This window comes from Leisingera sp. SA215, assembly GCF_055902035.1.
In genome coordinates this window covers 1-9,878 of record NZ_JBVVXU010000060.1, presented here as the reverse complement: position 1 = coordinate 9,878, position 9,878 = coordinate 1, and the positions used below count along the sequence as shown (strand labels likewise).

Below are 9,878 nucleotides of genomic sequence, written 5' to 3'. Positions count from 1 at the left end.
TCCGTCTTTTTCTCGCCGTGTTCGGCGGCCAGCCCGGCCATCATCCGCGCGAAGATACCTTTTTCGCTCCAACGCTTCCACCGGCTGTAGAGCGTTTTGTGCGGCCCGTAGGCGTCGGGGGCATCTCCCCAGCGCAACCCATTGCGATTGATGAAGATAATCCCGCTCAGCACCCGTTTGTCATCGGCCCGAGGCTTGTGCCATGCGGCTTCGGGAAAAAGGGGGTGAGCTTGGCCATCTGCTCGTCGGTCAGCCAGAAAAGATCGCTCATGTCACAGCTCCATTTTCCGAGCCGTGAATCATGCAGTGCGGCGGAAATCAATGCATCCTGAGCCTAGGTTGAGTGCGCTCCGCCAGAGCGGGGTCTTAAAAACATGACGCACCTGCGTGCCGACGCCGTCTTCGCGGGGCTCGATAAGCAATCCCGCCCATTCGAGCGGCCGCAGCACGCAAGCTGAAAACGCGGCCATCTCCCGCCACCCTGCGGTGTGCCAATCTTGTGGCTCACCATAGAAGGATTCGAACAAGGCAGCTTCGGTCGTGCCATAATCGGCCTCTACGTTAATCACGTTCATCCAGACGTCCCATTCTCCGAAGGGGCGGTCGTCGAAGCGTGCATAGGAAGCGTGATCGATCCGGAACACAAAGTATGGGATCAGCTCGGCAAACAGGCGGCCAGGGGCTTGCGCCAGCTCTGTACCACGCTTGGTCAGCCGAAACTCACCCTTGAAGTGACGTCCCAGGCGCTGGGAAATCAGCAGGAAATGCAAAATCTCGAGCGGGGGAAACTCATATTCATTGATCACCTTGTTGTAGCGGAACATCTCTTCTGCGCTTTTCCCCGGCCAGTCGAAATTCTCGACAGCCCAATGGACGAAGACGCGTTTGAAGGCCTTGGTTTTGGTCAGACCGATTGATCCGTGCTTCTGCGCATATTGCAGGGTGAGGAGAGCGCCCCGAAGCAGCGGAGAATGTACGAGGTCGGGATGGTCATCGGCGAGAGTGCGGAATTCGATCATGTCGGGATGCTGCCACAGACCGCGCTGCAGTTCCATGATGCCCGCATCCCCGCCGTTCGAATGTGGCCGGCGGCTGCACGTGCGGCAAAGGTCAGCTCTTCCTCGTGCGACTGCGGCATGGATCGCTCGCCATGTCGCCGGATCCGCCGACTTTGTAAAGGGCGCTTCCTGCGCGTTGCTGGCGTCCAACATAAGCGCAGCGCCTCCCCTACTGCCATAACCTCCAGGCTGAGAATTCCCAGCTGACCTTTCTCCGATGTCAAAAATCAAATCTCTGGTCTTGGGTGCCGCGTTGCAAGATCCCGGTAAGGACAGGATCTTCCCGCAAATCCAGCCGCCTTCGGCATTCCGCCACGGCCTCAGCGTCCCGGGCAATTTCCATTCGCCGTTCGTGCAATGCGTCCTCAATGATCTCTGCGATGATTTTCAGAAGGATTTCGAGCAGCGACATTGCTGGTTCAAGCCGGGCATGCATCTTCAGAGGCAGCGGGCGTTCCGCAGCATCGCGCGGGCCATGCACCAGCCTGCCCCCATCACCTTTTCTATCGGGGACCCAACGCAGCTGATCTCTTCGAATCAGTTCCAACCCCAAATTAAGTGCCTCAGCCCGTCCCAGTACTGCCCCCGCCTCTTCTTCCCGGAGGCTTTGTTCAGCTTCCCGCTCTGTCAAGCTCGCCTCCCGCAGCCGGATCTGCTCTGTCACCTGTTCCAAAACCCGTTCTTTGGCTTCAACCTCCCTCTCCCTTCTCGATACCATTTCTTCTCTTGCCGTGACCTCTGCCTCCTTCTTCTTCAAAGAATTTTCTTCCGCCGCGACGCGGCGTGCCTGCGCTTCCAGCGCCTGCTCCCTTTCCTCTAGCTTGGTCTCGAACCGTAGGTTCGCCAGCTGCTCCTCCGCCCGGGCTTTGGCCCCGGCTTTACGCGCAGCGTATTGCTTGGTCGTCAGGCGCTCGTGGCCTGGCCCTTTCCGGAGAAGCCCGCAGGGCCTGCCGACCGCTTCGTAGTAGCGGTCTTGGAAAGCTTTCATCGCCGCCGTGAAAACGGCCTTCTCCGGGTTCTTCCCGGATCTTTTCTTCCGGGCGGCATGCAGATGGCGCCCGTTTTCTTCCGACCATTCTTCGAGCTTTCTGGCATTGGCGGCCTCGACTTTGGCGCAAGCGGCCTGCCATTCGGCCAATGCCCTTTCGTGTTTTGCCATATTCTTTTTCTGGGTGACCCGGTTCTTGCTGGGCCGCGGCTTCTTCGGCTTTCTCGGTTTTGGCAGCAATTCCGGCTTCGGCAATGACGAAAGCGTCTGCGGCTTGTCGTGCGCGGCCCGGTATACCGCAGCCGCCGCCTTCCCCACGTGCAGCTTGTTCGCATCCAACCGGGGATCGCCCGCATTCAGTGCGAGGATGTGCATGTGAACATGCGCTTCATCCAGGTGAATGACCCCAGCGAAGGCGACGCCTTGCGGCATCCGCTTCCGGAAATCCCGCACAGCCAAGTCCGCCCACCGGGCGATCTCCTTCCGGTGCCTTGCCCGATCCGCCAAGAAATCCTTGGACGGCATGGGGTGTGAATGGATCTCAGTGTACAATGTCGGCGCATCGGACCGCAGGCTGCGGCTGTAGGTTTTTCCGGATTTCGCGGTCACGGTTTCCCGGATTTCGCTGCATCGCCGATCGTGCAGCGCCTGAAGATCACTGAGGGCCATCGCCCCTTGGCTCAGAACCGGCAGCGGCGCGCGCGGGTTTTCGACATGCATGGAGAAGTCCGGGTTGCGCTGCGCTTCCTCAAACACCTGACGCGCACAGTTCCACTGATCTTTGGTCCCCTTCACCTTCCTTGGCTTGCGGGAATAAGTTTCGATATGGACGAATTGGTATGCCATTTCGCGGTACTCCTTTTTTCATTGAGTACGCGACCTCGGCGAAAACGCAAAAGCGGATCCGCCCCATAACACCCTGTAAATTATCGGGTTTCTGTTGCCATATTGTTTTTCTGAGACTTGGGGCAGTATAAGATGGTGCGCCGCACGCGCCCAAATGCTCCCCATAGGGACAGACTATATGTAGCTGAAGCTACCTCGTCTGCCCCTGACGCCGGGGAGGCGCTCCAGCAGCCCTGCGGGTGCTTGCGCGGCCGGTGCCCCGGCCTTGCATTTGAAATGTATAGATTGGCTTGTTACCGCCACCTGCCGGTGTCCGGGAAGGTTGGCCTTGGTTCTCCAGACGAGCCCAAAACCTTGGGGCTTTCTTGAGACATTTCCTCGGACGCCCTCCTGACCCCGCCCTGCCGGGGGCCAAGAATGCCTTATTGTTTCTCGATAATCTGGATGAATGTAGCGCTTATCTTTTTCGAAGCAGACTATTCCTCGACGTCTATGCCGCGATCATGACACCACTGCTTAAGCATCCTCCGGATCATGGCTGGCCGTGTCGGAAGGTCTTCTTCATTTCGCCTCTGAGCATCAACAACTTCGATCATCTCGCGCGGCAATCGCAGGTTCACAGCTTCCGTATCGACCGCCGGTCTTCCTCTGGTTTTTTTTGCCATGCCAGCGAATCTCGTATTGATTTTCGGTTTTTTGGTACCATATAATAGCGAGCGTAGGCAAGGGCTCCACCCCTTGCTTACGCCCTAATCACACTGATCTCGGCTGAGGAGACCAACATGACTATCGCACCTGTTATCACGCGCTCGAGCGCGGCAAAAGACCTGCGCCCAGCATTGCCCTGCCCGATTTCCGATGAGGGTACTACCCCGATTTCCCGGACATTCGCTGAGCTGAACGACGCGGTGGATGCCGCGATCGAGCTGGAGCGCGACCTGTCGCATTCGATGAGCTGGGACCCGGCCACGTCTGGCTTTGCCGAAGCCGCCGAGAACCAATGGCAGGATTGCCTGCGGCTGGCGTCTGATGTCTTCTCAGCTCCGCCGTCCTCGTCTTGCGACCTGCCGCTGCAGCGCATGAGCATGCTGCTGCATTTTCTGATCGAGGCCACAAGCCCGGACGAGGCCCAGCATCTTCAGCATCTGATGTATGAGCATCGTGAGCTTTTCAGCACGGAAGATCCCGGTGCCCGCCAGGCGCTGAACCGGGCTGCCCGGCACGTTGACGCCATCGTGGAGATGGCCTCGACGGCGCCTGACTTCACCCCGGCCTAGCCCGGCCCCAATCTCCCCTAACGACGCCTGACTTGGCACCCGCAGCGGATCTCCCCGCCTGCGTCCGCCATGTCCTGTACCTGTCCGAATTTACCCCGGCCGGCGCTCCACGCGCCCGCCGTCCCCTGTCCCTTTGCCTGACTGGAACTTTTCATGACCCAATCCGCAAATCCGACTTTTCCGCTCACCATCCATCCCCAATGGCGCGACGCCGCCGCAAGCAAAGGCTTTGATATCCTGCAGCGCGTGAAGGACCGCTACCACCTGCTCCTGTCCTGCCAGACCTGCGGAGCAACGCACATGAGCAAGCTCTTCGTGCTGATGAACAACCAGCCCGAATGCCCGCATTGCATCGAAGCGCACTGGAGCGACGATGCCGCGGCAGCCGGGCTGCAATGGGCCGGCCGCGATCCGGAAGACCGGCACTACGGTTTGTACATTGCAGACTGCGGTCACCACCTGCGGCGGCAGCTCGAACTGATCAAGCGCGCGGCCGCGGGGATCTGCGACGTGCGCTGCGAACTCTGCCATTCCCGGAAGGAACAAGAGGAAGCCGCCGCTCAGGGCTGGGAGCTGATCGGCCCCGATCCGGACGGGGACCCGAACTATCGTCTGTACCGTCATCTGGAATGCGGGCACACCCAAAGGATCGCTCGGGTCAACATGCAAACCGGAAGGTTTGGCTGCAGCAACTGCGGTGACGACTGGCCCGCCGCGCCAAGCCATCTCTACGCCATGCAGTTCAAGCTTCCGAACGGGGCACAGCTGGTAAAATTGGGCTTTTCCCGGAACCCGGATTCCCGTCTGCGTCACCAGCTGATGAAGCACCGCGGACTGGATGCGCAGATCCTGATGACTGTCCCGATGGCGACCGGGCAACTTGCCTTGCAGACAGAGAAGCGACTGCATGCCAGGCTCAAGGACGCCTTCCCGGACAGCATCGCGCCGCCCGATCTCTATTCCGGGTCCATCAATGTCCGAAGCGAGATCTATTTCCCGGATGTGACCCGGGAGATCCTCCGGATGCTGGACGAGATCGCCACTGACAGCGCCGCCTGACACTCCTTCATCCGCCCTCTCAGCGCCGCCCCAGCCACCCCCGAGTCCGGGGAGGGCGGCGCCCCCTTGCCTGCTTTTTACCCGGAGACAACCGATGCCACAGTTCTCATCTCACCCCTCACGTCCGGCCTGGGTCTCGTTTGGCAAACAGGTCCTGCGCCGGATGATCTCAGATCAAATCAACGCGGCTGACAAACGCACCGCCGCCACCCTAGACCAACGCAAATCCAATCTCCTAAACGCACTCAACGACCTCCCCAAGACACAGCACCGGGACAGCGCAGAGCTCGATCAGCTCCGCGAGACCGGCATCGACGGCTGGGCGCTGGACGACCAGGGGCGCAGCCGCCCTGCAACCGTTCTGCCCGCGAGCCGGAGCTTGATTGCGCTGCGGCTTGCGGCCACCTTCACCTCATCCCGGAATGTCATGGACACGGTGCTGGCTCCGGGTTCCGTGACCGTGCTCTCCGGGTTCCGCACCGCGGACGCCGATCAAATCCTGGCAGTCTGCCGTTGCGGTATTCTGCCCGAAGACTGGAAGGTCACCACCCACGGAGATGAACAGCCCCACGGGCAGACACTCCGGGTACTTCAAGTTGCAACCTCAACTGGTACGTCCCGGACTGGCGATCTCTACCGGTTGGAGCGCAACTTGTGCGAAGCGCTGCAGCAGCCCTGCCCGCTAATGGTTCTACTGCCCGACGGCGAAAGCCTCCCGGACACTCTCAGTACGGTCCTACCCGACCCCGTGAAGCTGGAGCCGCTGAGCCGCGATATCCTCATCACGCAGCTGGAACACAGTCACAGCGCAACCGGCAAAATCGACAGAGAGACCGTGGGACCGGTCCTCCCTGACGACAGTGCGCTGGCCGGTTTGGGCGATCCGGATGTGCTGCTGGCGCTCCGGGCCCCGGATGCCCGCAGCGCAGCAGAGCGCCTCGCTGCGGCGGTTTCCCGGCCCCGGCGGCACGCTGGCGGGGTCCACGGGCTGTCCCTGGAGGACATTAACGGCACCTCTCCCGCGCACAGTGCGGCGGCAGATCTGGTCGCGGACCTCCACAGCTGGCAGCGCGGTGAGATCGAGTGGAGCGCCATGTCGCGCTCGCTGCTGGTCTACGGCGAACCCGGAACCGGCAAAACCGTGCTTGCCAAGGCTATCGCTGCCTCTGCCGGGGTTCCCCTGATCCAGGGCTCTTTCGGCGCCTGGCAGGCGCGGGGTCACTTGGGGGATATGTTGGCGGCAATGCTGGCGTGTTTCCAGAATGCCAAGTCCCGCAAACCTTGCGTGCTGTTCATTGATGAGGTCGACAGCTCCGGGTCTCGCGCCGACACCGGCGACCGCAATCAGGCCTACCGCCAGCAGGTCATCAACGAGTTCCTGCGGCAGATCGATTTGCTGCACCGCGAAGAGGGCATTCTGCTGATCGGCGCCACCAATTTTCCGGGAAAGATCGACCCGGCCATCCTCCGGCCAGGCCGTTTCGACCTGCATCACGAGATGCCGCTTCCGACCCGGCAGCAGATCCTGGTCATGCTTGAGAAGGCCTTTCCGGACTCCGGGCAAGATCTGTGCCTGCTGTCCCGCAAACTCGCCGGGCGAACCCCCGCCATGATCGATGCAAAAATTCGCGACGCCCGGGCGCGAGCGCGGCGCCAAGGGCGCAGCTTTGATCCCGGATTTCTTGAGCAGATCCTTAACCAAGAACAAGGATACCGAAGCCAGTTGGATGAGCGCATCGCCGTGCATGAATGCGGGCACGTCATCTCCGCCTGGCTGTACGGGGAGGAGATCAAACGTGTCTGCCTCTCTCCCACCGGAGGGCTGACCGAACGCACCGCGCCCCCGAGCGCTGGACTGGAGGCGGATTTCGACCGGCAGATGACGATCCACCTCGCAGGCCGCGCAGCGGAACGGCTCGTGTTCGGGACGATCTCCGCAGGGGCGGGCGGAGGCTCAGCCTCGGATCTCGCGAAAGCAGCGCAGCTATCCTTGGCGATGGACTATGAACTCGGCCTCGGCATTCATGGTAACGCATGGTTCGGGCCGCAGGACCCGGCCCGCCTCACGGCAAGCGAGCGCAAACGCCTGCAGGAGCGGCTTGACCATGCCGAGGACTTAGCCCGCGCCCTCCTGTATCCACACAGGCACCTGCTGCAGGAAATGGCCTCGGTTCTGATCCGGGAACGGGAGTTTGGTGCTAGCACCATAAAGTCCTGGCTGCAGGCCGTGCCCCGCAAGCCCGGCCCGAATGATGATCCGGAAGTCACCGGAGATGATAATTCAAACGAAGCCACTGCATTCAGCCCAGGTTCCGGATAACTCCCTCCCGGAAATGGTTTGCGCCCCAACGCTGTCCAAAAAGCAAACCTCCCGGCGCCGCCGCGCGGCGCCAGACAAGACCCTCGCCAGCCAGGTTATCCACATAAACCCGGCACGGGGCGGCATCTTCCCCGCTTTCACGGGGCCCGCCGCCCTCACGCTCCCGTTATGATGAAGCCAACAGCCGCCGGGGCAGTTCCCGGCCAGATCAGCAGCATCAGAAGAGCGCCCCGGGCCTGTGTCCGGGAGCGGCGGGAGACCTCGGCCAATGGCGCGGGACCAAAAGAGCTATGTCAATTGCCAGGAGACAGCCTGTCTCTCCGGTACACCTCAGACAAACGGCCAGGCCAACTGTCCGGCCTCGCTTCTGCACATCATAAGGCTCCTCGCCCGCCAGGCTGCTCACGAAGACATCGCGGCACAGAGGAGCCAACAGCCTTCGAAGGAATAAGCCATGAACACAACCCCCGGTCTCCGCGCTGCCATCTACGCCCGATACTCTACAGACAAGCAAAAAGACACATCCGTCGAAGACCAGATCCGGCTCTGCCGCCGCATGTGCGAGCAGAACAGGTGGCAGGTCACGGAGGTTTTCACCGATCACGCGCTCAGCGGAAAAAACACCCTTCGTCCGGGGTACCAGAGCCTGATCCAGGCAGCAGAATGCGGTCAGATCGACATCATTGTCGCCGAAAGCCAAAACCGCCTTTCCAGGGACATGGCGGATTCCGCAACCCTGCTGAAGCGCATGAGCTACTTCGGGGTCAGGCTCCACACAGCTGCTGAGAATGAACTGGATGACATGAAGGTCGGCGTCAGCGGACTGGTGTCCACCATGTTTCTTCGGGACCTGGCCCAGAAGACACGCCGCGGTCTGGAAGGACGCATTTCCAGGGGCAAATCCGCTGGCGGGATTGCCTACGGCTATCGGGTGAAGCGCGAGATCCTGCCCGACGGCACGGTCAGCACCGGTGACCGGGAGATCGAACCGGAGGAGGCCGCCGTCATCAAACGGATCTTCCGGGATTACGCAGACGGCCTTTCCGCGCGCTCAATCGCTGCCGCGCTGAACGCCGAAGCAGTGCCTGCTCCCCAGAGCGGCAAGGGCACCGGAGTCTGGAACCCCTCGACGATCTCCGGGAACATCAAGCGCGGCACCGGTATCCTGAACAACGAGCTGTATATCGGGCGTCTGGTCTGGAACCGGCTGACCTATGATACCAACCCGGACACCGGCAAACGCTTGTCACGCCTCAACCCGCCCGAAGACTGGAAGATCGAAGAAGTCCCACAGCTGCGTATTCTGGATGACCAGCTCTGGCACGCAGTGAAGACGCGCCAGGGAGAGGTGCGGCAGGCAATGAACCCGGCAGGCGTTCTGACGGAACGGCCGAAGCTGGAACGCGCGCGCCGGCCGACCTACCTTCTGTCGGGCCTTTTGCGCTGCGCCTGCTGCGGCGCCAGCTACACGCTGATCAACAAGACCCGCTATGGCTGCGCGGGTGCCCGCAACAAGGGGGCCGCGATCTGCACCAACCGCGCCACCATCGGCCGGGAAGAAGTGGAAGAGAGGGTTCTCTCCGGGCTGAAGCAGCGCCTGCTGGCACCGGACCTGCTGGCGCAGTTCGCGGAGGAATACCGTAAAGCCTTCAATGAAGCCGCTGCCGGAGCCACCCAGGAGCGCCAGAAGGCGGAGACCTCCCTGAAGAAGGTGGAGGGAAAGATCGCGGGCATTCTGAAGGCCATCGAAGACGGCATGTACCATGCGTCATTGAAGGCCAAGATGTCGGAACTGGAAGCGGAGAAGGCCCGCCTTGAGGCGGTCATCGCGGACAACCCGGAGCCCCCTGCCCTGCGGTTGCATCCCAGCCTTTCGCAGCGCTACCGCGAGATGGTCGAGGATCTCGCCCGGTCGCTGAACGCGCCGGAAGTGCGGCGGGAGGCGACGGCGTCGCTGCGGGCGCTGATTTCGCAGGTGCGGATGGTTCCGGACGCGGATGCGCCCGGCGGCCATCAGCTTGAACTCATAGGGGAATTGGCCGGGATCATGGCTTTGGGGAGCGCTGAATCAACAAAGCCCCCGCTGTTTGCAGGGGCTTGGTCGGAAACGATGGTTGCGGGAGCAGGATTTGAACCTGCGACCTTCAGGTTATGAGCCTGACGAGCTACCTGGCTGCTCCATCCCGCGTCAGGTTATTATTGTATCGTTGCGAGAGATTTGGATTTTACTAGGTTTGGCGGTGACCTACTCTCCCAGGGCTTGAGCCCAAGTACCATCGGCGCGGCAGTGCTTAACTTCCGGGTTCGGGAAGGGACCGGGTGTTTCACTT

Annotated in this window: 7 protein-coding genes, 1 tRNA gene, 1 rRNA gene and 1 pseudogene; 4 read left to right on the top strand and 6 right to left on the bottom strand. The window is 61.3% G+C overall.

Going from position 1 to position 9,878, the window contains the following annotated elements; all coding sequences use genetic code 11:
- The 3 genes and pseudogenes from AC0KW6_RS22550 to AC0KW6_RS22540 form a co-directional block, all read right to left on the bottom strand.
- Positions 1 to 271, bottom strand: a pseudogene (locus AC0KW6_RS22550) (transposase); the annotation flags it as partial.
- 28 nt (positions 272 to 299) lie between these two features.
- Entirely contained in the window at positions 300 to 1,055 is a 756-nt protein-coding gene (locus AC0KW6_RS22545; protein ID WP_474036175.1) for a hypothetical protein, read from the bottom strand.
- Positions 1,056 to 1,278: 223 nt separating this feature from the next.
- Positions 1,279 to 2,892 carry a Mob protein gene (locus tag AC0KW6_RS22540; protein WP_474036173.1) on the bottom strand — a complete coding sequence of 538 codons (1,614 nt, stop codon included), beginning with the start codon at positions 2,890 to 2,892 and terminating at the stop codon, positions 1,279 to 1,281.
- 782 nt (positions 2,893 to 3,674) lie between these two features.
- On the opposite strand from AC0KW6_RS22540, the gene AC0KW6_RS22535 reads away from it, so the two are divergent.
- Both AC0KW6_RS22535 and AC0KW6_RS22530 read left to right on the top strand, forming a co-directional pair.
- The gene (locus AC0KW6_RS22535) at positions 3,675 to 4,169 is read left to right on the top strand and encodes a hypothetical protein (RefSeq protein ID WP_474036172.1); all 495 of its coding nucleotides are present in this window, start codon (positions 3,675 to 3,677) and stop codon (positions 4,167 to 4,169) included.
- A 153-nt stretch (positions 4,170 to 4,322) separates the two neighbouring features.
- Positions 4,323 to 5,228, top strand: coding sequence for a GIY-YIG nuclease family protein (locus AC0KW6_RS22530; RefSeq protein ID WP_474036171.1), 906 nt, complete (start codon positions 4,323 to 4,325; stop codon positions 5,226 to 5,228).
- 291 nt (positions 5,229 to 5,519) lie between these two features.
- Here the strand turns inward: AC0KW6_RS22530 and AC0KW6_RS22525 are convergent, their stop codons facing one another.
- Positions 5,520 to 5,663 carry a hypothetical protein gene (locus AC0KW6_RS22525; RefSeq protein WP_474036170.1) on the bottom strand — a complete coding sequence of 48 codons (144 nt, stop codon included), beginning with the start codon at positions 5,661 to 5,663 and terminating at the stop codon, positions 5,520 to 5,522.
- On the opposite strand from AC0KW6_RS22525, the gene AC0KW6_RS22520 reads away from it, so the two are divergent.
- Both AC0KW6_RS22520 and AC0KW6_RS22515 read left to right on the top strand, forming a co-directional pair.
- The gene (locus AC0KW6_RS22520; RefSeq protein ID WP_474036169.1) at positions 5,656 to 7,548 is read left to right on the top strand and encodes an AAA family ATPase; all 1,893 of its coding nucleotides are present in this window, start codon (positions 5,656 to 5,658) and stop codon (positions 7,546 to 7,548) included. The genes AC0KW6_RS22525 and AC0KW6_RS22520 overlap by 8 nt on opposite strands.
- Before the next feature lie 454 nt (positions 7,549 to 8,002).
- Positions 8,003 to 9,703 (top strand): recombinase family protein, encoded by a 1,701-nt coding sequence (locus AC0KW6_RS22515; protein ID WP_474036176.1) that lies wholly within the window; start codon positions 8,003 to 8,005, stop codon positions 9,701 to 9,703.
- Here AC0KW6_RS22515 and AC0KW6_RS22510 read toward each other — a convergent pair.
- Positions 9,660 to 9,736 (bottom strand) — tRNA-Met (locus AC0KW6_RS22510). The two genes, AC0KW6_RS22515 and AC0KW6_RS22510, sit on opposite strands and share 44 nt — an antisense overlap.
- A 44-nt stretch (positions 9,737 to 9,780) precedes the next feature.
- Positions 9,781 to 9,878: ribosomal RNA gene (rrf, locus tag AC0KW6_RS22505) — 5S ribosomal RNA — on the bottom strand; the annotation flags it as partial.